Origin of the sequence: Micromonospora sp. NPDC048909, from assembly GCF_040649635.1 — a bacterium.
In the GTDB taxonomy this organism is placed as follows: domain Bacteria; phylum Actinomycetota; class Actinomycetes; order Mycobacteriales; family Micromonosporaceae; genus Micromonospora.
In genome coordinates this window covers 417,769-438,267 of the sequence record NZ_JBEZFU010000004.1, presented here as the reverse complement: position 1 = coordinate 438,267, position 20,499 = coordinate 417,769, and the positions used below count along the sequence as shown (strand labels likewise).

At 73.2% G+C, this 20,499-nt stretch carries 25 protein-coding genes; 12 read left to right on the top strand and 13 right to left on the bottom strand.

What is annotated here, in order from left to right; translation table 11 throughout:
- Window positions 1-3 precede the first annotated feature (3 nt).
- Window positions 4-693, top strand: a complete 690-nt coding sequence (locus tag AB0C04_RS14270; protein ID WP_350875159.1) for a TrkA family potassium uptake protein — start codon at window positions 4-6, stop codon at window positions 691-693.
- 48 nt (window positions 694-741) lie between these two features.
- Here the strand turns inward: AB0C04_RS14270 and AB0C04_RS14265 are convergent, their stop codons facing one another.
- From AB0C04_RS14265 to dut, 4 genes are all read right to left on the bottom strand, one after another.
- Window positions 742-1,422, bottom strand: coding sequence for a DUF3159 domain-containing protein (locus AB0C04_RS14265; protein ID WP_357053307.1), 681 nt, complete (start codon window positions 1,420-1,422; stop codon window positions 742-744).
- A gap of 28 nt (window positions 1,423-1,450) precedes the next feature.
- On the bottom strand, window positions 1,451-1,831 hold the full coding sequence (locus tag AB0C04_RS14260; protein ID WP_357053304.1) for an OB-fold nucleic acid binding domain-containing protein: 381 nt from the start codon (window positions 1,829-1,831) through the stop codon (window positions 1,451-1,453).
- 126 nt (window positions 1,832-1,957) lie between these two features.
- Entirely contained in the window at window positions 1,958-2,644 is a 687-nt protein-coding gene (locus tag AB0C04_RS14255; protein ID WP_357053301.1) for a DUF3710 domain-containing protein, read from the bottom strand.
- A 25-nt stretch (window positions 2,645-2,669) separates the two neighbouring features.
- Window positions 2,670-3,167 carry a dUTP diphosphatase gene (gene dut / locus AB0C04_RS14250; RefSeq protein WP_357053298.1) on the bottom strand — a complete coding sequence of 166 codons (498 nt, stop codon included), beginning with the start codon at window positions 3,165-3,167 and terminating at the stop codon, window positions 2,670-2,672.
- Between the two features lie 88 nt (window positions 3,168-3,255).
- Between dut and AB0C04_RS14245 the strand changes: the two genes are divergently transcribed.
- Complete coding sequence (locus tag AB0C04_RS14245) at window positions 3,256-3,750, top strand: DUF3093 domain-containing protein (RefSeq protein WP_357053743.1); 495 nt, start codon at window positions 3,256-3,258, stop codon at window positions 3,748-3,750.
- Between the two features lie 85 nt (window positions 3,751-3,835).
- On the opposite strand, the gene AB0C04_RS14240 is transcribed toward AB0C04_RS14245, so the two are convergent.
- Window positions 3,836-4,633, bottom strand: coding sequence for a hypothetical protein (locus AB0C04_RS14240; protein WP_357053295.1), 798 nt, complete (start codon window positions 4,631-4,633; stop codon window positions 3,836-3,838).
- Window positions 4,634-4,766: 133 nt separating this feature from the next.
- Window positions 4,767-5,063 (bottom strand): DUF4193 domain-containing protein, encoded by a 297-nt coding sequence (locus AB0C04_RS14235; RefSeq protein WP_007075406.1) that lies wholly within the window; start codon window positions 5,061-5,063, stop codon window positions 4,767-4,769.
- Between the two features lie 436 nt (window positions 5,064-5,499).
- Between AB0C04_RS14235 and AB0C04_RS14230 the strand changes: the two genes are divergently transcribed.
- Window positions 5,500-6,015, top strand: coding sequence for a LytR C-terminal domain-containing protein (locus AB0C04_RS14230; RefSeq protein ID WP_350875439.1), 516 nt, complete (start codon window positions 5,500-5,502; stop codon window positions 6,013-6,015).
- Between the two features lie 100 nt (window positions 6,016-6,115).
- Here AB0C04_RS14230 and AB0C04_RS14225 read toward each other — a convergent pair whose 3' ends face one another.
- The gene (locus AB0C04_RS14225) at window positions 6,116-6,940 is read right to left on the bottom strand and encodes an inositol monophosphatase family protein (RefSeq protein WP_357053292.1); all 825 of its coding nucleotides are present in this window, start codon (window positions 6,938-6,940) and stop codon (window positions 6,116-6,118) included.
- A gap of 288 nt (window positions 6,941-7,228) precedes the next feature.
- On the opposite strand from AB0C04_RS14225, the gene AB0C04_RS14220 reads away from it, so the two are divergent.
- Both AB0C04_RS14220 and AB0C04_RS14215 read left to right on the top strand, forming a co-directional pair.
- Window positions 7,229-8,827 (top strand): RNA polymerase sigma factor, encoded by a 1,599-nt coding sequence (locus AB0C04_RS14220; RefSeq protein ID WP_357053289.1) that lies wholly within the window; start codon window positions 7,229-7,231, stop codon window positions 8,825-8,827.
- A gap of 245 nt (window positions 8,828-9,072) precedes the next feature.
- Window positions 9,073-9,306 carry a hypothetical protein gene (locus AB0C04_RS14215; RefSeq protein WP_350875138.1) on the top strand — a complete coding sequence of 78 codons (234 nt, stop codon included), beginning with the start codon at window positions 9,073-9,075 and terminating at the stop codon, window positions 9,304-9,306.
- 189 nt (window positions 9,307-9,495) lie between these two features.
- On the opposite strand, the gene AB0C04_RS14210 is transcribed toward AB0C04_RS14215, so the two are convergent.
- From AB0C04_RS14210 to AB0C04_RS14200, 3 genes are all read right to left on the bottom strand, one after another.
- Entirely contained in the window at window positions 9,496-11,229 is a 1,734-nt protein-coding gene (locus tag AB0C04_RS14210) for a DEAD/DEAH box helicase (RefSeq protein ID WP_357053284.1), read from the bottom strand.
- A gap of 256 nt (window positions 11,230-11,485) precedes the next feature.
- Window positions 11,486-12,142, bottom strand: coding sequence for a trimeric intracellular cation channel family protein (locus AB0C04_RS14205; RefSeq protein WP_357053281.1), 657 nt, complete (start codon window positions 12,140-12,142; stop codon window positions 11,486-11,488).
- A gap of 40 nt (window positions 12,143-12,182) precedes the next feature.
- The gene (locus tag AB0C04_RS14200; protein WP_350875132.1) at window positions 12,183-12,401 is read right to left on the bottom strand and encodes a DUF3039 domain-containing protein; all 219 of its coding nucleotides are present in this window, start codon (window positions 12,399-12,401) and stop codon (window positions 12,183-12,185) included.
- 88 nt (window positions 12,402-12,489) lie between these two features.
- On the opposite strand from AB0C04_RS14200, the gene AB0C04_RS14195 reads away from it, so the two are divergent.
- Together AB0C04_RS14195 and AB0C04_RS14190 are read left to right on the top strand one after the other, a co-directional pair.
- The gene (locus tag AB0C04_RS14195; RefSeq protein ID WP_357053277.1) at window positions 12,490-13,425 is read left to right on the top strand and encodes a pseudouridine-5'-phosphate glycosidase; all 936 of its coding nucleotides are present in this window, start codon (window positions 12,490-12,492) and stop codon (window positions 13,423-13,425) included.
- The gene (locus AB0C04_RS14190) at window positions 13,422-14,321 is read left to right on the top strand and encodes a PfkB family carbohydrate kinase (protein WP_357053274.1); all 900 of its coding nucleotides are present in this window, start codon (window positions 13,422-13,424) and stop codon (window positions 14,319-14,321) included. Before AB0C04_RS14195 ends, AB0C04_RS14190 begins: the two co-directional genes overlap by 4 nt.
- Before the next feature lie 11 nt (window positions 14,322-14,332).
- Here the strand turns inward: AB0C04_RS14190 and AB0C04_RS14185 are convergent, their stop codons facing one another.
- Window positions 14,333-14,689: a DUF3099 domain-containing protein gene (locus AB0C04_RS14185; RefSeq protein ID WP_350875438.1), complete on the bottom strand. Its 357-nt coding sequence runs from the start codon at window positions 14,687-14,689 to the stop codon at window positions 14,333-14,335.
- 104 nt (window positions 14,690-14,793) lie between these two features.
- Here AB0C04_RS14185 and AB0C04_RS14180 point away from each other — a divergent pair, with 104 nt between their 5' ends.
- Together AB0C04_RS14180 and AB0C04_RS14175 are read left to right on the top strand one after the other, a co-directional pair.
- Window positions 14,794-15,081 (top strand): hypothetical protein, encoded by a 288-nt coding sequence (locus tag AB0C04_RS14180; protein ID WP_357053271.1) that lies wholly within the window; start codon window positions 14,794-14,796, stop codon window positions 15,079-15,081.
- 13 nt (window positions 15,082-15,094) lie between these two features.
- Window positions 15,095-15,406 carry a hypothetical protein gene (locus AB0C04_RS14175; RefSeq protein ID WP_350875436.1) on the top strand — a complete coding sequence of 104 codons (312 nt, stop codon included), beginning with the start codon at window positions 15,095-15,097 and terminating at the stop codon, window positions 15,404-15,406.
- Between the two features lie 144 nt (window positions 15,407-15,550).
- Here the strand turns inward: AB0C04_RS14175 and AB0C04_RS14170 are convergent, their stop codons facing one another.
- Complete coding sequence (locus AB0C04_RS14170) at window positions 15,551-16,129, bottom strand: HhH-GPD-type base excision DNA repair protein (protein WP_357053268.1); 579 nt, start codon at window positions 16,127-16,129, stop codon at window positions 15,551-15,553.
- Window positions 16,130-16,274: 145 nt separating this feature from the next.
- On the opposite strand from AB0C04_RS14170, the gene AB0C04_RS14165 reads away from it, so the two are divergent.
- Window positions 16,275-17,759 carry a methyltransferase gene (locus AB0C04_RS14165; RefSeq protein WP_357053265.1) on the top strand — a complete coding sequence of 495 codons (1,485 nt, stop codon included), beginning with the start codon at window positions 16,275-16,277 and terminating at the stop codon, window positions 17,757-17,759.
- Between the two features lie 61 nt (window positions 17,760-17,820).
- Window positions 17,821-18,243 (top strand): D-aminoacyl-tRNA deacylase, encoded by a 423-nt coding sequence (gene dtd, locus AB0C04_RS14160; protein ID WP_357053738.1) that lies wholly within the window; start codon window positions 17,821-17,823, stop codon window positions 18,241-18,243.
- Between the two features lie 135 nt (window positions 18,244-18,378).
- Here the strand turns inward: dtd and AB0C04_RS14155 are convergent, their stop codons facing one another.
- Window positions 18,379-19,167 carry a sporulation protein gene (locus AB0C04_RS14155; RefSeq protein ID WP_357053262.1) on the bottom strand — a complete coding sequence of 263 codons (789 nt, stop codon included), beginning with the start codon at window positions 19,165-19,167 and terminating at the stop codon, window positions 18,379-18,381.
- Window positions 19,168-19,494: 327 nt separating this feature from the next.
- Here AB0C04_RS14155 and sigB point away from each other — a divergent pair, with 327 nt between their 5' ends.
- Window positions 19,495-20,499 (top strand): RNA polymerase sigma factor SigB, encoded by a 1,005-nt coding sequence (gene sigB / locus AB0C04_RS14150; RefSeq protein WP_357053735.1) that lies wholly within the window; start codon window positions 19,495-19,497, stop codon window positions 20,497-20,499.

Below are 20,499 nucleotides of genomic sequence, written 5' to 3'. Positions count from 1 at the left end.
GCCATGCGGATCGCCATCGCCGGCGCCGGCAACGTCGGCCGGTCGATCGCCCAGGAGCTGATCGAGAACGGCCACCAGGTGATGCTGATCGAGCGGCAGCCGAAGATGCTCCGGCCGGACCGGGTGCCCGCCGCCGAGTGGGTGCTCGCCGACGCGTGCGAGCTGGCCAGCCTGGAGGAGGCCAACCTCGCCGGCTGCGACGTGGTGGTCGCCGCCACCGGCGACGACAAGGTCAACCTCGTGGTGTCGCTGCTGGCCAAGACCGAGTTCGCGGTGCCCCGGGTGGTCGCCCGGGTGAACCGGGCGGAGAACGAGTGGCTCTTCACCGAGCAGTGGGGCGTCGACGTCGCGGTGAGCAAGCCGCGGGTGATGGCCGCCCTGGTCGAGGAGGCGGTCACGGTCGGCGACCTGGTCCGGCTGATGACCTTCCGGCAGGGCGAGGCGAACCTGGTGGAGATCACTCTGCCGCCGACCGCGCCCTACGTCGGCCAGCCGCTGCGCGCGGTACCGCTGCCCCGCGACTCCGCGCTGGTGGCGATCCTGCGCGGCAAGCGGGTCCTGGTGCCCAGCCCGGACGACCCGATCGAGGCCGGCGACGAGCTGGTCTTCGTCTGCACCGCCGAGGTCGAGGACGCTGTCCGCGCGGTGGTGCTCGGCGCGGACAGCGTGGAGCGCACCCGCGAGTCGAGGTGACCACCGCGCCGCGCAGGCGGCGCGGCGCTCAGCCCCGCGCGGGGCGGGTCAGTTGCCCGGCAGCGGGGCCGGCTGGGGCTCCCGGGTCACCCGGCGCACCGTCCAGACGGTGATCAGCAGCAGCAGCGCGTACGGCGGGTAGCCGAGCGTCAGCCGGGCCACGCCTAGCGCGGTGTCCTGGTGGGCGAGGTAGAGACCGGCCTGCACACCGACCTTGGCCAGCCAGACCACGCCCCAGAGCACGGTCAGCCTGGTGAACGTCCGCACCAGCCGCGGGTCGTCGCGCCACTCGGACTTCCCCTTGGCGACCAGCACCGACCAGATCCAACCCACCAGCGGCTGGCGGATGACCGCGGAGAGCAGCAGGGCCAGCCCGTAGCCGATGCCGTAGAGGATGCCGGGGAGGTAGAAGTCGCGCTCGTCGCCCGTCCGCCAGGCGATCGCGGCGCCGATGGCGACGCCGAAGAGCCCGTTGACCGCGTGTCGAACCGGGCGGCGCTGAGCCAGCCGCAGCCCGGCGATCAGCAGCGCCACGGCCACCGAGGCGATCACCGCGGGGCGCAGCTCACCGATGATGTTGGCGATCACGAAGACCACCACCGGGATGCTCGACTCCACGAGCCCGCGCCAGCCGCCGAGCTGGTCGGCCATCTGCTCGGCGACGGTGGGTAGCCGCTCGTCGTCGGGCCCGGTCTCCGGCTGGGTGGCCCGGTCCTGTCCTGTGGTCATCGGCCGTCCGTCCGCCCTGCCGGCGCCGTCACTTGGGCGAATCCAGCTCGTAGTACGGGTTGTAGATGACCTTGCGGTCGTCCCGCAACGCGCATCGGCCGCGGGCGGTGAGGTGCCGGCCGGGCTCGATGCCGGCGATGTGCCGCCGGCCCAGCCAGACCAGCGTCACCACGTCGCTGCCGTCGTAGAGGTCGGCCTCCAGCGTGGGCAGGTTGGTCCGCGGCGTGTAGACCACCGTGCGCAGCCGCCCGGTGACCGAGACCACCTGACCCCGGGAGCACTGCCGGGCCGGCACGCAGCCGGACTCGGTGCTCTCCCGTTGCAGCTCCTCCGCTTCGATCTCGGCCTCGCTCGCGGTGAGCCGTTGCAGGAAGCGCCGCAGCGACACCCGGCTCTCGTCGGTCGTCATGACCTCCGCGTCACCCTCTCCACGCTGGCCGGCATCGCGCCGGCGCTGGCCCGGTCCCGGCGTCGCCGGGACCGTCCCGCCAGCGTACGCCGACCCGGTCGACACCGACGGCCCGGTGACCGTCGGTCAGACCTGCCGCGGCCGCGCGCCGTCCGGCGTGGCCCCGGCCTGCTCGGCCTGCTCGGCCTGCTCGGCGACATCGCGCGGCAGCCGCAGCGGCAGCGGCTCGCGGACCGGCTTGGCCTCGTTGCCCCGGTCGACCACCAGCCCGTCCAGGCACTCGGCCAGCGGGCCCGCCGCGGCCGGGTCGGTCGCCACCGTGCCCTGGTAGACGCCGCGAACCATCCAGCGCGGGCCGTCGATGCCGACGAAGCGCAGATCGGTCACGCCGTCCTCGGTACGCACCTGGGCCCGCAGCTCGGTGCCGTACTCGCCCTCGACCTCCTGGGCGGCGGTGCCGTCGCTGAGCAGCGACTGGCGGATCTCCTCGCGCACCTCGTCCCAGATCCCCTCGGACCGGGGGGCGGCGAAGACGCCGAGCTGCAGCGCGTTCTGCCCGTGCACCAGCACCACCTGCTGGACGACACCCTGCTGGTCGGCCTGCACCCGCACCTCGACCTCCGGCACGGCCGGGATGTGCAGGCTGCCGAGGTCCAGCCGGTCCACGCCGGCCGGGGCCTCCGAGATGTCGTACGGGCCACGGATGAGCACCGGGACGGCGGCCTCCTCGCTCTCGAGGTCGAGGACCACCTCGGCGGCCCGCTCGTCACGGCTCTGCCGCCCGTCGCCGGCCCGCTTTCGGGAGAAGATCACTGCGTCCACCCTCCGCTGTTCGCGTTCACCCTGTCACCTCTTCGCTGCGCCGGTCCGCCGGCGGCGGCACCAGCCCGGCATGCCCACCGGTGGAGCCGTGCCCGCCGGTCCCCCGTCGGGACGGGGGCAGCTCGGCCACCGGCTGGAAGTCCGCCCGCGCCACCCGCTGCACAACGAGCTGGGCGATCCGGTCGCCACGGGAGATCTTCGCCGGTGTGGACCGATCGTGGTTGATCAGGTTCACCAGGATCTCCCCCCGGTAGCCGGCGTCGACCGTACCGGGCGCGTTGAGCACCGTCACACCGAGCCTGGCCGCGAGACCGGACCGGGGGTGGACCAGGCCCACGTACCCCTCCGGGAGCGCGATCGCCAACCCCGTCGGCACCAGGGCACGCCCGCCGGGGGGCAGCTCGATGTCCACGGCGGCCAACAGGTCGGCCCCGGCGTCGCCGGGATGGGCGTACGCGGGCAGCGGCAGCTCGGGATCGAGCTGCCGTACGGGCACGGGCACGAGGTCGGTCACGGTTCCCCTCTTCCGTCCGGATCTGCGGTGACCCTGCCATCCTGCCGGGTACCCGGGCCGCCGTCCGCCGTACCCTCGGACTGTGAGCCTGTCGCCGTCGTCGCCACCCCCGGCACCGCCCGTGCCGGCCCCCGCCGAGCACTCCGAGCGGCTCAGCCTGCCCTGGTGGCTCTGGCTGGCCGGGCTGGCGTCCGCCGGGCTGCTCGCCACCGAGATCTGGATGGGGGCGCCCGGCCTGCGCGCCTGGTTGCCGTTCGCGGTGCTGCTGCCGGTCACCGTGGCCGGCCTGTGGTGGCTGGGCCGGATCCGGGTCGCGGTCCACGACGGCGAGCTGTGGGTGGACGACGCCCACCTGCCGGTGCGGTACGTGGCCGACGTGGTTCCGCTCGACGCCGCCGGCCGCCGGGAGGTGCTCGGCGTCGGCGCCGACCCGCTGGCGTTCGTGGTCCAGCGGCCATGGGTCAGCGGCGCGGTCCAGGTGGTGCTGGACGATCCGGCCGACCCGACCCCGTTCTGGGTGGTCAGCACCCGCCACCCGGTCGAGCTGGCCGAGGCGGTCCTCGCCGCCCGCGACGCCCGCTGACGGCGGAGTCCACCCGAGCCCGAGGCGGTCCTCGCCGCCCACTGACGGGTAACCCGCCCGACCCCGGGGTCGGTGCGGTCCGCGCTCAGGGCCGGTCGGACGACCCGGGCAGGGCTGACGGCGGGCCGGGCAGCACCGGACGCTTGCGGCGCAGGTCGGTGCGGACCTGGTCGCCGAGCGACCGGGTGGCCCGTCGGTTCAGGTAGCTGGCCACGGCCGCGCCGGTGAGGAAGGGCCCCAGCGTGGTGAGGTTGCGCCCGAAGCGGCGCAGCACGGTGTCCCGGAGTTCCCGGCGGGCGGCGGTGCCGAGGACCGCGCCGACGCCGGCGCCCGGCATCATCGGATTGACCCCGCGCTGAGTGGCCCAGGCGTGCACCAGGGCGACCGCGCGCGGGCCCCGGCCGGTGGGCAGCGGGACGCGGTAGATCTCGTGCAGCTCGCCGATCAGCTTGAGCTCGATCGCCACCACGGCGACCGTCTCCGCGGCCAGCAGCACCGGCGCGGAGAGCAGGGTCGGCGTGACCGCCCACTCCACCGCGGCGACCCCGCCGCCGGCCGCGCCCACCCCGGCGGTCGACCGGGCGGCGTTACGGACCAGCCGGTCGGCCAGCGCCTCGTCGTCGAGCCCCTCGAAGTGCCGGCGCAGCGTGGCCAGGTCACGGACGGGCACGTGCGGCGCGACCTCGGTGACCGTGTCGACCATCCAGCGGACCGCGGCCCGCGGCTTGAACAGATCGCCCAGCCCGCGGGCGCGGGCCTGGCCGACCAGCCGGCCCAGCAGCTGCCGGCGCCGGACCGGCGCGATGTCGTCCGCGGTCAAGGCCGCCACGGTGGCGCCCAGCTCCGCCGGGTCGCGCTCGGGCGCGCCACCTCGCTCGCTCATCGGTTCGACCTCCCGGGTGGCTGACGCCGTCGTTGGCTACCCGTTACGAGTCAAGCAGCTCCCCACGATCGGCGCACGGTGACGCCGGCAGCGGCGGCCTCGCTCTGGAGGCCGCCGCCGGTTTGGACAAAGGTCAGACGCACTCGCGGCAGATCAGCTCGCCGTTGCGCTCGACCGCCAACTGGCTGCGGTGGTGCACCAGGAAGCAGCGGGCACAGCGGAACTCGTCCTGCTGCATCGGCAGCACCTTGACCGTGAGCTCCTCGTCGGCCAGATCGGCTCCGGGCAGCTCGAAGCTCTCGGCCACTTCGGCCTCATCGACGTCCACGGCGCCCGACTGTGAGTCGACGCGTCGGGCCTTGAGCTCTTCCAGGCTGTCCTCGCCGAGGTCGACCTCGTCGCGACGCGGGGCGTCGTAGTCGGTGGCCATCGGTTTCACTCTCCCATATCGATGTTGTCGCTTCCGGTTGTAACGCCGGACGACGCTGTTTCGGTTCCGCTGGCCGGCCACCCGTTGTGTCGGTCACCCGACCCGGGATTCCGTCCCGATCGAAGCCTCCGGGGTAAACCCCCCGGCGAGCGCGGTACCTTACCCCCCCTTTGGGCGAGGCATGTATACCGCCCTCGGCGCAGAGATGTACGCCCCCGCACGGGAAGTTGTTCCCAATGTGACTCAGGCGACACGAAGATAGGGGTAGTAGTACCTGGTTCCCGGGTGGCGCGCCGGCATGTCCGGCTGTTTCCACGCGACGGCCGGACAACAGTTAACCTCAGCGGCGTACCCGGCGGCCGGGGTGCGGCGCGTCTGCCTGCGGTCGCCGCCACCCACCTGGAGTCCGGGGAGCACCCAGATGAGTTTTGCGCGAGTGCGGGCGCTCGTTGTCGTCGGCCTGCTGGCGGCTGTCGCCCTGGTCTTCGTGGTCGTCGCGGTGGTCCGCGACACCCAGGGCAACGCCGGCACCGCCAAGGGCTGCCCGGAGGGCTGGCCGCTCGCCGACGTCACCCTCCGGGAGTACAAGGACGTCAAGATCAATGTGCTGAACGCCACCGACAACCGAGGGCTCGCCGGCAACGTCGCGGACGACTTCCGCAACCGCAAGTTCCAGGTCAAGAAGGTGAGCGACGCGCCGAAGGGCGTCGACGACGTGGCCGTGCTGCGGTTCGGCCCGAAGGGCGTGGGGTCGGCCCACCTGCTCCGGGCGTTCTTCCTCAACAACGCCGACCGGGAGTACGACCCGAAGCGGACCGACGACACGGTGGACGTGGTGCTCGGCAACAGCTTCCAGCAGCTCGCCACCACGACCGAGGTGAACCAGTCCCTCGGCGACCTCGGCTCGCCCGAGGCGCCGCCCGGCACCTGCCCCGTGTCCAAGGACCAGTGATCCGCCGCCGACCCGGCGGCGTACCGTCCGGCCGGGTCGGCGGCCCTGCTGGCGTCGGCAGGCGATCAGGCAGGCGGGCGTCGACGTCGGCCGGCGGTCGTCAGGGACCGCCGGAGGCGTCGAGGTCGGCGAGCCGGTCGTGCAGCGGCGTGAAGAGCGCCGGCGGGGCGGCGATCACCAGATCCGGCCCGGCCGGGCGATTGTCGAGTCCGGCCACCCGGAGCCCGGCCTCGGTGGCCACCAACGCCCCGGCGGCCTGGTCCCAGGCTGCCAGCCCCTTCTCGTAGTAGGCGTCCAGCCGCCCCTCGGCGGCCAGGCAGAGGTCCAGCGCGGCGGCACCCAGCCGGCGGATGTCCCGGACGTGTGGGATCAGCTCGGCGACCACCCGGGCCTGGTGCGCGCGTCGCTTCGGGTCGTAGCCGAAACCGGTGGCGACCAGCGCCTGGCCCAGGTCGGTCTCGGTGGAGCAACGCAGCCGCTCGCCGTCGCGCCACGCGCCGCCGCCGGCCGTGGCGGTCCACTCCTCGCCGGTCGCCACGTTGCGCACCACCCCGGCGACCACCTCGCCGTCCACCTCGGCGGCGAGCGACACGGCGCAGTACGGCAGCCCGTACAGGTAGTTGACGGTGCCGTCGATCGGGTCGACGATCCAGCGCACGCCGCCGGCGCCGACCGGCCCGGTGTCGCCCGCGCCGTACTCCTCGCCGAGCACCGCGTCGGTCGGCCGGACCCGGCGCAGCGCGTCCAGCACCTGCCGCTCGACCGCCCGGTCCGCCGCGGTCACCACGTCGGTCACCGTGCTTTTTGTGGCGGCCACCGAGACGCCCTCGGCCCGCATCCGGTGCGCCGTCGCGGCGGCGTCCCGGGCCACCTCGATCGCGATCTCCAGCAACTCCCGGGGTGGCGGCGGCGTCGTACGGTCCATCCTTCGTCCCCTTCCCGCACGACCGGGGCGTTCCCGCTCACGCGCGAGTATCATCCTTACAAAGTCCACATCTGCGTCGAATTGGCGGTCCCCGCACCCGGTACGCCGTGCGGCGCAGGATGATCGCCGCAGACGGCGTTACAATTCACCCCTGCCCACGCGCCACCGGCGGCCGAACGACAGGCCGACCGGGGACACGGGGGCTCCTCAACCACATCGCTCGGCACGGTGGCCCCGCTGCGCCGGACGACCCGGCCGTGCTCGCTCTTCGCCTCCGGAAGGTCATTCGTGACAGAACCCCGCCAGACCGGCGCCGACGTTCGCTCGCTCACCGACACCCTGATCGCCCACGCGCAGAGCGCCGGCGGCCAGCTCACGTCGGCCCAGCTCGCGCGCACCGTCGAGTCCGCCGAGGTGACTCCGGCCCAGGCCAAGAAGATCCTGCGGGCGCTCTCCGAGGCGGGAGTGACCGTGGTCGTGGACGGCTCGGCGAGCACCCGCCGCCGGGTCGCCGCCGCCCGCTCGGCCACCCCGGCGTCCCGGGCCACCACCGCCAAGACCACCAAGAAGGCCGCCGCGCCCGCCCCGAAGCAGGCGCCCGCCGCCGACGAGGCCCCCGCGCCCGCCCCGCGGAAGGCGACCGCGCGCAAGGCCGCCGGCACCACCGCCGAGGTGGCCGCCAAGGCGGCAGCACCGGCCAAGGCGGCGAAGGCGACCCGCGCCACCAAGGCGACCGTGGCCGCGACCGCCGGCAAGTCGGGCAAGGCCGGGGCGGAGGGCGCCGAGGGCGAGATCGACCCGGAGGAGCTGGCCGCCGAGATCGAGGACGTGGTGGTCGAGGAGCCGGCCGAGCTGACCAAGGCCGCCGAGGCCGACGCGGCGAGCTCGGCCACCGACAACGACTTCGAGTGGGACGACGAGGAGTCCGAGGCGCTCAAGCAGGCCCGGCGTGACGCCGAGCTGACCGCCTCCGCCGACTCGGTCCGGGCCTACCTCAAGCAGATCGGCAAGGTTCCGCTGCTCAACGCGGAGCAGGAGGTCGAGCTGGCCAAGCGGATCGAGGCCGGGCTCTACGCCGCCGAGCGGCTGCGCGCCGCCGACGAGGGCGAGGAGAAGCTCACCCGCGAGATGCAGCGCGACCTGATGTGGATCTCCCGCGACGGCGAGCGGGCCAAGAACCACCTGCTCGAGGCGAACCTGCGGCTGGTGGTCTCGCTGGCCAAGCGCTACACCGGCCGCGGCATGGCCTTCCTCGACCTGATCCAGGAGGGCAACCTCGGTCTCATCCGGGCGGTCGAGAAGTTCGACTACACCAAGGGCTACAAGTTCTCCACCTACGCCACCTGGTGGATCCGGCAGGCGATCACCCGCGCGATGGCCGACCAGGCCCGCACCATCCGCATCCCGGTGCACATGGTCGAGGTGATCAACAAGCTCGGCCGCATCCAGCGGGAGCTGCTCCAGGACCTGGGCCGCGAGCCCACCCCGGAGGAGCTGGCCAAGGAGATGGACATCACACCGGAGAAGGTGCTGGAGATCCAGCAGTACGCCCGGGAGCCCATCTCGCTCGACCAGACCATCGGTGACGAGGGCGACAGCCAGCTCGGTGACTTCATCGAGGACTCGGAGGCCGTGGTCGCGGTCGACGCGGTCTCGTTCTCGCTGCTGCAGGATCAGCTCCAGCAGGTGCTCCAGACGCTCTCCGAGCGCGAGGCGGGCGTGGTGCGCCTGCGCTTCGGCCTCACCGACGGCCAGCCGCGCACGCTGGACGAGATCGGTCAGGTCTACGGGGTGACCCGGGAGCGGATCCGGCAGATCGAGTCGAAGACCATGTCCAAGCTGCGCCACCCGTCCCGGTCACAGGTTCTCCGGGATTACCTGGACTGAGCCGGAAACGTCAACTCGGTGTGTCGTTCTGAGCACCACGCGTGCAACACCGGATGGTGATCCGCCGGTTGCACGATTGTGATCGTTGACGTGGCACCCTTGGTGCACGGCACACTGTCCCTGCCATGTGTGACCTCGGTCCCCCGCGGGCACACAGGGAAGGCCAGGCGCGACAAGGATGTTGCACGATAGGTGAGCAACGACCGAAGAGATTGTTCATCGGTGACGACCAGAGGAGGAAGGCGATGACCCCGACCCTCACGCCGCCGCCCGAGACGGTGAGCCCCCCGGCCGCCGATGAACGGTGCGACCGCTGCAATGCTGCCGGCAAGCTCCGGATCACTCTGGCGGGTGGGAGCGAGCTGGTGTTCTGTGGGCACCACGCGAACAAGTACGCCGAGGATCTCGTGAAGATCACCGTGCGGTTCGCGACGGACCCGGAGTTCAGCTGGCGTGGCGCCGATCTGGTGGCGAACTGAGTCCATAACTAACCCGACATAGCCGGCCGGAGGCACCCGAGGGGTGCCTCCGGCCGGCTTTTGCGTCCACCTCTGCGCCAGACTCACCCCGTCGGCCCATCGTGATCATGAGGTCGACGGCGGAGGCGATCGCCGAAACGCCCGCAAACCTCATGATCGACCCGCCCGGCGGAAAGCCGGCCGGGTGGGTCAGAGGGTCTGGACGGTGGCGATGCGCTCTTCGAGCTGCTCGATGGTTGCCTGGGCGCTGGGCGGGCCACCGCACAGCCGGCGCAGCTCGGCGTGGATCTTGCCGTGCGGCTGGCCGGTGCGGTGGTGCCGGGCGGCCACCAACGCGTTGAGCTGCCGCCGCAGCGCCACCCGACGCTGGGCGGCACTCATCGGTGCCGGCGGCGCCGTCGACGCCGCAGCGGCCGGCTCAGCCGCCCGCACGGCCGCCTTGCGGCGCTGGTTGGCCAGCTGCTCGGCCTGCCGCTTGGTCAGCAGCATGCTGACCTGATCGGCGGTGAGCAGACCGGGCAGGCCCAGGTACTCCTCCTCCTCGGGGGTGCCGGCCTGGGCAGCCGTGCCGAACGACGCGCCGTCGAAGATCACCTGGTCCAGCTCGGCGGTGGCGGAGAGCGCCGCGAACCGCTTCTCCAACTCGCCGCTGGCCTGGTCGTCGCGCTGGGCCCGCTCCAGCAGGTCGTCGTCGAAGCCCTCGCGGTCCTTCGGCTTGCCCAGCACGTGGTCGCGCTCGGCCTCCATCTCGCTGGCCAGCCCGAGCAGGTGCGGCACGCTGGGCAGGAAGACCGACGCGGTCTCCCCCTCGCGGCGGGCCCGGACGAACCGGCCGATCGCCTGGGCGAAGTAGAGCGGGGTGCTGGCGCTGGTGGCGTAGACCCCGACCGCGAGCCGCGGGATGTCGACCCCCTCGGAGACCATCCGCACCGCGACCAGCCAGCGCTGCTCGGACGTCGCGAACGTCGCGATCCGCGCGGAGGCGCCTGCGTCGTCGGAGAGCACCACCGCGGCCCGCTCGCCGGTCAACTGCTCGATCAGCTTCGCGTACGAGCGGGCGGTCTGCTGGTCGCTGGCGATGACCAGTCCGCCGGCGTCGCTCATGCCGGCCCCGCGCAGCACGCTGAGCCGGGCGTCGGCGGCCCGCAACACCTGCGGCATCCAGTCCCCGGCCGGATCCAGGGCGGTCCGCCAGGCCTGCGCGATCAGATCCTGCGTCATCGGCTCGCCGAGGCGCGCCGCCAACTCCTCCCCGGCGTTGGTCCGCCACCGGGTCTCCCCCGAGTACGCGAGGAAGAGCACCGGCCGGACCACCCCGTCGCGCAGCGCGTCGGCGTAGCCGTAGACCGAGTCGGCGCGGGAGCGGAGCAGTCCGTCGCCGCCGCGCTCGTAGCTGACGAACGGGATCGGGTTGTCGTCGGAGCGGAACGGGGTGCCGGTGAGCATCAACCGGCGTACCGCGGGCTCGAAGGCCGCCTTCACCCCGTCGCCCCACGACCGGGAGTCGCCGGCGTGGTGGATCTCGTCCAGGATGACCAGGGTGCGTCGCGTCATGGTGCGCCGCCGGTGCACCTGCGGGGCCATCCCGACCTGGGCGTAGGTGACCACGGCCCCGTGGAAGTCGGCCGAGGAGTGCAGGTCGGCGTTGCGGAAGGCGGCGTCGAGCTGGATGCCGACCCGGGCGGCGGCCTGCGCCCACTGGCCCTTCAGGTGCTCGGTCGGGGCCACCACGGTGACCGCCTCGACCGTGCCGTCGGCGAGCAGTTCGGCGGCGATCCGCAGGGCGAACGTGGTCTTGCCCGCGCCGGGCGTGGCGACCGCGGTGAAGTCCTCTGAGCGGCGGCGCAGGTACTCCACCAAGGCCTTGCGTTGCCAGGCGCGTAGGGCCGGAAAGGTGTCGATCTCCGGCAACCTGGCTGCCACGCGTGGGCTCCTCTCCGACCGCACGAAGGCGGACCCCGGCCGAGGGCTACGGGTACCGCCGCCCATGAAAACGCCTCCGCGCAAGAACCTGCCGCGAAGGCCGACTCAGCATAACCAGCGGGCGCCGCTCGGCCCAGGCGACACCACCCTGGTCACATCCGACGCCTCAGTGCCATCCGTCACGGCCGGCCCGCCGAGCGGGCCGACGCCGGTCACGAACTCCGCCGGCAGCCTCGCCGGAGCGGGCCGGGGCCGGTCACCAGAGCGGGCCGGGGCCGGGCCCCCGGGTGCGCGGCGGGCGCAGCGTCGCCACCGGCGCGGCCCAACGGCGGCGCAGCGCCACCACCCGGAGCCCGAAGACCAGGACCGCGGCGGCGGTGAGCGGCAGCGTGCCGGCGAGCCCCAGACCGTGCAGCACCGCCACCATGATCGAGCCGGCGAGCGCGGCCACCGCGTAGATCTCACGGCGCAGCACCACCGGAATCTCCCCGGTGAGCAGGTCCCGGCCCAGCCCGCCGCCGATCGCGGTGAGCATGCCGATGACGCAGGCCCCGACCGGCGGAACCTGGGCGTCGAGGGCCTTGAGGGTGCCGGTGACGGTGAAGAGCGCGAGCCCGGCCGCGTCCAGCACCAGCACGGTGGTGCGCAGCCGGGCCAGCTGGGGATGCAGCCAGAAGACCGCGGCCGCCGTGGTCACCGCCGCGGTGGCGTAGCGCCAGTCGGCGAAGGCGAGCGGGGGCACCTCGTCGATGGCCAGGTCACGGAAGATCCCACCGCCCAGGGCGGCCACGAACCCGACGAAGACGACACCGAAGAGATCGAGCCGTTTGGCCACCGCGGCGGAGGCGCCGGAGGCGGCGAAGACCGCGACACCGGCCAGGTCGGCGAGGAGCAGGGCGGTGGAGGTGGTCACCGCAGCAGGCTACGTGGGCGGCCGGAAGGGCCGCCCCGGTTCACTCGCCCCAGGAGTCGTAGATCTCCTTGCACTTCGGGCAGACCGGCGAACCCGGCTTGGCAGCCTTCGTCACCGGGAACTTCTCGCCGCACAACGCGATGACGAAGGTGCCCATCACGGCACTCTCGGCAATCTTGTCCTTACGGACGTAGTGGAACATCTCGGGACCGGTGTCAGCGTCCTTCAGCTCTGGACGCTCGAGGACCTCTGTACTCACGTCTGCACCTCCAACCGACAAGTCTGGCAGGTCGCCGCGGTCCGGTCCACTTCACCCGTTCCGGAGACGGCGTCGTACGGTGATCGTTGTGACCAACTTTCACATCCGTTACGGCGCCGAGGTGGCCAAGGCCCTGCGCGACGCGCGACCCGTCGTCGCCCTGGAGAGCACCATCGTCTCGCACGGTCTACCCCGACCGGAGAACCTGCGGGTGGCCCGGCAGATCGAGGCGACGGTCCGGGCGGCCGGCGCGGTCCCGGCCACCATCGGCATGGTCGGCGGCGCGCTGGTGGTCGGCCTCGACGACGCGCAGCTGACCCGGCTCGCCACCGTCGACGGCGTGGCCAAGCTCTCCGTCCGCGACCTGGCGGTGGCGGCGGCGGCCGGCGCGGACGGCGCGACCACCGTGGCGGCGACCAGCGCGGTGGCCGAAGCGGCGGGAATCGGCGTCTTCGCCACCGGCGGCCTGGGCGGGGTGCACCGGGAGGCGTCCCAGACCTTCGACGAGTCGGCGGACCTGATCACCCTCGCCCGGACCCCGATCGCGGTGGTCTGCGCCGGGGTGAAGTCGATCCTCGACGTGGGCGCCACGCTGGAGCGGCTGGAGACGCTCGGGGTGGGCGTGGTGGGCTACCGCACCCGACGCTTCCCCGGCTTCTACCTCACCGACGGCGGCTTCGACCTGGACTGGTCGATCGAATCCCCCGAGCAGGTGGCGGACGTGCTCGCCGCCCGGGCGCAGCACGCTGTGCACGCCGGCGCACTGATCGTGGCCAACCCGCTCCCCGTCGACGAGCAGCTCGACCCGGCGTTGCACGACCGCACCCTCGCCGAGGGCCTGGCGCGGCTCGAACGCGACGGGATCACCGGCAAGGCCGTCACCCCGTACCTGCTCGCGCACTTCCACTCCGCCACCGAGGGCGCCAGCCTGACGGTGAACGTACGGATCATCCTGCGCAACGCCGACCTCGCCGCCCGGATCGCGGTGGCCGCCGCCGCGCGCCGCACCGACACCCCGGCATGACCCGTCCGCGACGGGTCGTCATCGTCGGCGACGTGCTCACCGACGTGGTCGCGGTGCTGGCCGGGCCGCTCGCCACCGGCTCGGACACCTCGGCAGAGATCCGGTTCAGCGGTGGCGGGCAGGCGGCCAACACCGCCGCCTGGATCGCCGCGCAGGGCGCGCCGGTGACGCTGGTCGGCGCGGTGGGCGACGACGACGCAGGCCGCGACCGGGTGGCCGAGCTGGCGGACGCGGGCGTCGACTGCGCGGTGCAGCGCGTCGCGGGCGAGGTGACCGGCACGGTCATCGTGCTGGCCGGCGACGACGAGCGGAGCATGATCAGCCAGCGCGGGGCGAACCTGCGGCTGTCCGCCGAGCACGTCGAGCGGGCCCTCGCCGCGGTGCCCGACGCCGGGCATCTGCACCTCTCCGCGTACACCCTGTTGGACGCCGGGTCGCGCGGGGCCGGGCTGCGCGCGCTGGCCGCCGCCCGCGAGCGCGGGCTGAGCACCAGCGTCGACGCGGCGTCCGCGGCGCCGCTGCGGCGGGTCGGTGCGGCGGCCTTCCTGGCCTGGGTACGCGACGTCGACCTGCTGCTGGTCAACGCGGACGAGGCGACGGTGCTGGCCGGCGGGCTGGACCCGGCGGCCCAGGCGCGGGCGCTGTCGGCCGCGGCCCGGCGGGTGGTGGTGAAGCGGGGCGCGGCCGGCGCGGTCTGGGTGGACCGGGCGGCGACGGTCAGCGTGGCGCCGGCCCGCCGGGTGGCGGTGGTCGACGTCACCGGCGCCGGGGACGCCTTCGCGGCGGGCCTGCTGACCGCCTGGTTGGGCGGCGCGGACCCACGGGCGGCGCTGGCCCGGGCCGGCGACCTCGGTGCGCTCGCCGTCTCGACGGTCGGCGCCCGCCCCGCCCCCTGACGCCGCTCCGGTCAGGGCTCGGCGTCGATGACCTTGTGCGGCCGCTCCTCGGCGGTCAGGCTCATCGGCGGGGTGTCGTCCTGGTGCCGGGGGTGGAACCGGTTGGCGAGCCGGTGCTCCTCCTTCGGCGGCCGGTCGTTGGCCAGCAGCACGGCGAGCCACGGGATGAGCACCATGCCGAGGGCGCAGAGCGACAACCAGAGCCAGAGCATGGGTGCCTGCGCGCCGACCAGGATCGCACCGACCACCACACAGGCCACCCGGACGCCCATCATCAGGATGTAGCGGCGCTGGCGACTGGTGAGCTGGTCGTCCTGGCTGCGTGAGGCGTCGGTGATCAGGATCGGCTGGTAGGCCTGACGCTTCACCACGGACCTCCTCGAGGGGACACGCCCATCCTGTCACTCCCCTGCCGTGATCAGCGAGATTCGACGCGGCAGCGCTCGTATTACGTTCGTGGTACGCTCCGCGCGTGGGCAGCAGGTTCAGCTTCACCGACGAGGCGTTGGCCAACCTGAAGGTCTACGACGTCACGCCCGGGGAAGTCTGGGAGGCGCTGCACAGCACCCGGCGGGTCATCCGTCACCTGGGCGACGACGTGATGGTCGTCTACGCCGCCGCCCGGCGGGGCCGCCGGCTGGCGGTGCTGCTCGCCGAGGCCGACGGCACCGACAACGACTGGGACATCCTCTCCGCCCGCGAGCTGAGCGACGTCGAGTCAAAGCGCTACGACGAGGCCGTGCGGAGATCTCGCCGATGAGGAGGCGGTGACGATGCACCGTAACGACGCGACCAAGCAGTTCCACAGCGGCGACGACCGGCTCGCGGAGCTGATCGACGAGAGCCCGCCGGTGGAGCTGCCGACCCCCGACACCGACGTGCCGATGGTGAGCCGGTCGGTCCGGCTGCCGCTCGAGACGTACGAACGGGTGCGGGCGGTGGCCGACGCCCGCGGCATCGGCGTCACCACCCTGATGCGCCAGTGGATCGAGGCGGGCCTGGCCGACCTGGACGACTCCGCCACCGTCTCGCTCGCCGACGTCCGCCGGGCGATCGCCTCGCTGGCCCACCCCACCGCCGCCTGAACGCCGTTCCACCGGTGCCGCCGGCCGCTGCGGCGGCCGGCGTCCGCGCTGCTCGGCAGGTCGTGCGCCGAGAGCCGACGGCCGGCGTCCGCCCCGCTGGCGGGCAGTGCGCCGGAAGCTGACGGCCGGCGTTCGACCCTAGCGTCAGCCGGTCGCCTTCGCCTTGGCCGCCGCCTTCATCTGCTGCTTGTACTCGCGGACGCGGCGCAGCGAGTCGGCGTCGGTCACGTCGGCCACCGAACGGTGCGCGCCCGGGTCGCCGTACCCGCCGGCCGCCTCGCGCCAGCCCTGCGGCTGGACGTCGAACCGCTTGCCCAGCAGGGCGAGGAAGATCTGCGCCTTCTGCTTGCCGAACCCGGGCAGCTCGGCGATCCGACCCAGCAGCTCCCTCCCGTCGGCGACGTCGGCCCAGAGCCGGGACGCGTCGCCGTCGTAGCGCTCGACGAGCACCCGGCACACCTCCTGCACCCGGGCCGCCATCGCCTTGGGGAACCGGTGCAGCGCCGGCGGCTGCGCGAAGACGGCGACCAGCTCCTCCGGGTCGTGTTCGGCGAGCTCCCGGGCGTCCAGATCACGGCCGAGCCGTTGAGCCAGCACGTACGGCGAGGAGAACGCCTTCTCCATCGGCACCTGCTGGTCGAGCACCATGCCCACCAGCAGGGCGAGCGGGCTGCGCTCCAGCAGCCGGTTTGCTTCCGGGTCGATGGGCAGCACGAGCGTCATGTGCCCCATCCTGCCCGGTCGCCGGAGCGGCAGGCGTACCGCCACCCCGACGTCGGCGTGCCAGCTCGGCGGGTGAGGCCATGACGCCGCGCCCGATCTCCCGGGTGGTGCCGGGCCGGGACGGCGCGGGGGGCAGGATGACGACGTGGACGAACACGACATGCTGCTCTCCCCCGCCGGGGTCGAGGCGTTGCGTACCGCGCTGACCCGGGCCGGCTTCACCTCGAACGGGATCGCCAACCGGCTCGGCCCGCAGGGCACCGGCGGGGTGGCCCGCAACGACTACCGGGCCGCGCTGCGGGCCACCGAGGAGCGCGACCCGCTCGGCACGCTGATCCGGGTGTTCATCTGCGACCAGACCGAGGCGGAGGCGACGGTGGCCGCCGCGCTCGCGCCGCTGGACGTGGCGGAGGCGCTCGCCGGCGGGCTGGTCGAGCGGCACGGCGACGGGCTGCGCGCCGGGGTGGACCTGGAGCCGTACGGCGACGACTGGTGGGTGCTCGCCGACGTGCCGGCCAGCGCCCGGCCGGGGCGGCCGCTGCACGCCGAGCACGTGCTCGGCATCGGCGGCGCGACCCAGACGCTGATCGGCGCCGCCGTCCGCCGGCCGGTGGGCACAGCGTTGGACCTGGGCACCGGCTCCGGCGTGCAGGCCCTGCACCTGGGCACGCACGCGCAGCGGGTCACCGCCACCGACGTCTCTGACCGTGCGCTGCGCTTCGCGGCCACCACGGCCGCGCTCAACGGCCAGGACTGGGAGCTGCTGCGCGGCGACATGGTCGCGCCGGTGGCCGGCCGCCGGTTCGACCTGGTCGTGAGCAACCCGCCGTTCGTGGTCGGCCCGGGCACCACCACGCACGTCTACCGCGACTCCGGCCGGGTCGGCGACGCGATCGGCGCCGAACTGGCCGCCGCCGCGCCCGACCTGCTCACCGAGGGCGGCACGATGCAGTACCTGGCGAACTGGGTACACGTCGCCGGCGAGGAGTGGGACGAGCGGGTGGCCGGCTGGTTCGCCGGCACCGGCCTGGACGCCTGGGTGATCCAGCGCGAGGTGGCCGACCCGATGGCGTACGTGAACCTCTGGCTGACCGACGTGGGCGAGACGGCCGATCCGCAGCGGATGGCCGACTGGCTGGACTGGTTCGACGCGCACAAGGTGGAGGCGATCGGCTTCGGCATCGTCTCGCTGCGCCGCGGCGGGCACGCCGCTCCGGTGGTCCGGGTGGAGGACCTGCGGCAACGGGTGGAGCCGCCGATGGGTGACCAGATCGCCGCGTGGTTCGACCGCCAGGACTTCCTCCGGGTACGCGACACCGAAGGGCTGCTCGCCGAGCGCTACCGGGCCGCCGAGGGTCTCCAGCTGCGGCAGGAGGCGACCATGGGCGACGAGGGCTGGGCGGTGGACCGGCAGGTGCTGGCCATGCCGCGCGGGCTGCGCTGGACCGAGGAGGTCGACCCGCTGGTGCTGGCGCTGGTCGGCGGCGCCGACGGTCAGCTGCCGCTACGCGATCAGCTCGCCCTGCTCGCGGCGGCGCACGACGTGCCGGTCGACGAGTTGGCCGAGGCGGCCGGTCCGATCGTGGCGCACCTGGTGGAGCGCGGCATCATCGAGCCGGTGGCCGGCTGATGGCGGCTTGCACGGCCACCGGGGCCGGCGGCCGGTCGAGGTGCGTACGGAGGACGGGCTGATGCGGGCGGTGGTGCAGACGGTCGGCCGGGCCAGCGTCACGGTCGACGGCGAGGTCGTCGGCGCGATCGACGACGGGCTGCTGGTGCTGCTCGGCGTGACCCACACGGACACCGTCGAGACCGCCCGGACGATGGCCCGCAAGGTGCACGAGCTGCGCATCCTCGACGAGGAACGGTCCGCGGCCGACACCGGCGCCCCGATCCTGGTGGTCAGCCAGTTCACCCTCTACGGCGACGCCCGCAAGGGCCGCCGTCCGAGCTGGACCGCGGCGGCCCCGGCGGAGGTGGCCGAACCGCTGGTGACCGAGGTCGTCGAGGCGCTGCGCGCCCGTGGCGCCACGGTGGAGACCGGCCGCTTCCGCGCCCACATGCTGGTCGAGAGCGTCAACATCGGCCCCCGCACCCTCCTCCTGGACCTCTAACCAACCCCATCCCCACCGCCTCCCCCGCCAGACCCTGTCGATCAAGAGGTTCGCGTCAGGATCGGCAGTCGATCTGACGCGAACCTCTTGATCACCGAGGCAAGGCAAGGTGGGGCGGGGCGGGGAGTCGGGAGGTTAGGAGAAGAGGCCGCGGCGTTGGATGGACTGGCGCAGCCAGCCGTCGAGCTGGGCGGTCCAGTCGGTGCGGTCCAGGGTGGCGTAGTCGACGGTGAACCGGCCGAAGGCGTCCCGGCCCTCGGTGAGCAGGCCGCCGCGCTTGTCCATCTCCAACACCACCTGCATCTGCTGCGGGTCGGCGATGAAGGTGACCTCCAGCTGGTTGATCGCGCGCGCGTACTGCGCCGGCGGGTGGAACTCGATCTCCTGATAGAACGGCAGCGTCTGCCGTACGCCGTAGATGTGGCCACGCTCCACATCGGCCCGGGCGAACCGGAAGCCCAGCCGCAGCAACGCCTCCAGCAGGCGCTCCTGCGCCGGCAGCGGATGCACCGCGACGGCGTCCAGGTCGCTCTTGTCCACCGCCCGGGCCACCTCCAGCTCGGTACGCAGCCCCATGGTCATGCCGTGCAGGTGCTGCCCGTAGAGCTCGGTGACCGGGGTCTCCCACGGCACGTCGAAGCGGAACGGGATCTCGTGGCGCTGGCCGGCCGCCAGCCGGAACGCGCCGGTGACCCGCTGCCGGTGGAACTCCTGGTCGGTGTTGTAGTCGTTGTCACCGCTCTCGACCTCGACCCGGGTCATCAGCCCCAGCGCCACGTACTCGACGTCGACCTCATGGTCGCCGCCCACCACCTGGATCCGCCCCTCCAACTGGCCGCCCGGGCGGCAGTTCGGGTTGGCCAGCACGGTTTCCACCGACGGGCCACCGACACCCATCGCCTGCATGAGCCGCTTGAAGACCACAACACCCTCCGTCGCCTGTCCCGGTCGGCCAAGTCGGCCAACCGCTGGCACGGTAACCGGGGCCGGCAAGCCCGCCCGGCCGACACACCCGGCCCGGCGGGCCCGCCCGGCCGACGTACCCGGAACGCCTCGTTCGGTTCGGCGACGGCAAGCCGCGGCCGAACCGACCGGGGTGGCGAACCTCCGTCGATCCGACCGGATTCCTGTCGGGTCCCCGATCGCCTCACTCCCGTTTTACGCCCCGCCCGCCAAGCTGTTTGTCACCGGCGGCACTTTGGCCGGCACGGCACCACACGGACACGGGGAGAGAAGACGATGGCCCAGCAGATGACGGAGCACCGGACGCGCCCGGCCGCGGGCACCGACACCGACCCGGGCACCGAGACCCTGATCGACCTGGACGCGACCGACGAGCGCGGTGTCTCCACCGACCTGGTCCGGGCGTACCTCAACGGGATCGGCCGCACCAAGCTGCTCACCGCCGCGCAGGAGGTCGAGCTGGCCAAGCGGATCGAGGCCGGGCTGTTCGCCGAGGAGAAGCTGGCCACCTGCACCCCCGTCTCCGACGAGCTGCGGGCCGACCTGGCGCTAATCGTCACGGAGGGTCGCGCGGCCAAGAACCACCTGCTCGAGGCGAACCTGCGGCTGGTGGTCAGCATCGCCAAGCGCTACACCGGCCGGGGCATGGCCTTCCTCGACCTGATCCAGGAGGGCAACCTCGGTCTGATCCGCGCGGTCGAGAAGTTCGACTACGCCAAGGGCTACAAGTTCTCCACCTACGCCACCTGGTGGATCCGGCAGGCGATCACCCGCGCGATGGCCGACCAGGCCCGCACCATCCGCATCCCGGTGCACATGGTCGAGCAGGTCAACCGGATGGTCCGGGCCCGCCGCGAGCTTTCGGTCACGCTCGGTCGGGAGCCCACGGTCGCCGAGGTCGCCCGGGCGCTGGACATCCCCGAGTTCCAGGTGATCGAGCTGATCTCGTACGACCGGGAGCCGGTCAGCCTGGACCAGGCGGTCGGCGAGGACGGCGAGAGCGCGCTGGGCGACTTCGTCGCCGCGGTCGACCCGCGGGACGAGCCGGGCGACGCGGCGGCGAACGGCGAGTTGCGCAACGAGGTGCACATCGTGTTGGCCACCCTGTCCCAGCGTGAGCAGGCGGTCATCCGGCTCCGGTTCGGGCTCGACGACGGCCGGCAGCGCACCCTGGACGAGGTTGGCCGCGAGTTCGGCCTCTCCCGGGAGCGGATCCGGCAGATCGAGAAGGTGACCCTGCTCAAGCTGCGCGCCCCGGAACGGGCGCAGCGTCTGGAGGCGTACGCCTGCTGA

Bases quoted from the DNA above. Each gene is read 5' to 3' on its own strand.
- AB0C04_RS14270 (WP_350875159.1), top strand. From the start codon at position 4: ATGCGGATCGCCATCGCCGGCGCCGGCAACGTCGGCCGGTCGATCGCC.
- AB0C04_RS14175 (WP_350875436.1), top strand. From the start codon at position 15,095: ATGCACCGTAACGACGCGACCAAGCAGTTCCACAGCGGCGACGACCGG.
- AB0C04_RS14240 (WP_357053295.1), bottom strand. From the start codon at position 4,633: ATGAGCGAGCGAGGTGGCGCGCCCGAGCGCGACCCGGCGGAGCTGGGC.
- AB0C04_RS14190 (WP_357053274.1), top strand. From the start codon at position 13,422: ATGACCCGTCCGCGACGGGTCGTCATCGTCGGCGACGTGCTCACCGAC.
- AB0C04_RS14170 (WP_357053268.1), bottom strand. From the start codon at position 16,129: ATGACGCTCGTGCTGCCCATCGACCCGGAAGCAAACCGGCTGCTGGAG.
- AB0C04_RS14215 (WP_350875138.1), top strand. From the start codon at position 9,073: ATGACCCCGACCCTCACGCCGCCGCCCGAGACGGTGAGCCCCCCGGCC.
- AB0C04_RS14225 (WP_357053292.1), bottom strand. From the start codon at position 6,940: ATGGACCGTACGACGCCGCCGCCACCCCGGGAGTTGCTGGAGATCGCG.
- sigB (WP_357053735.1), top strand. From the start codon at position 19,495: ATGACGGAGCACCGGACGCGCCCGGCCGCGGGCACCGACACCGACCCG.
- AB0C04_RS14260 (WP_357053304.1), bottom strand. From the start codon at position 1,831: ATGACGACCGACGAGAGCCGGGTGTCGCTGCGGCGCTTCCTGCAACGG.
- AB0C04_RS14265 (WP_357053307.1), bottom strand. From the start codon at position 1,422: ATGACCACAGGACAGGACCGGGCCACCCAGCCGGAGACCGGGCCCGAC.
- dtd (WP_357053738.1), top strand. From the start codon at position 17,821: ATGCGGGCGGTGGTGCAGACGGTCGGCCGGGCCAGCGTCACGGTCGAC.
- AB0C04_RS14235 (WP_007075406.1), bottom strand. From the start codon at position 5,063: ATGGCCACCGACTACGACGCCCCGCGTCGCGACGAGGTCGACCTCGGC.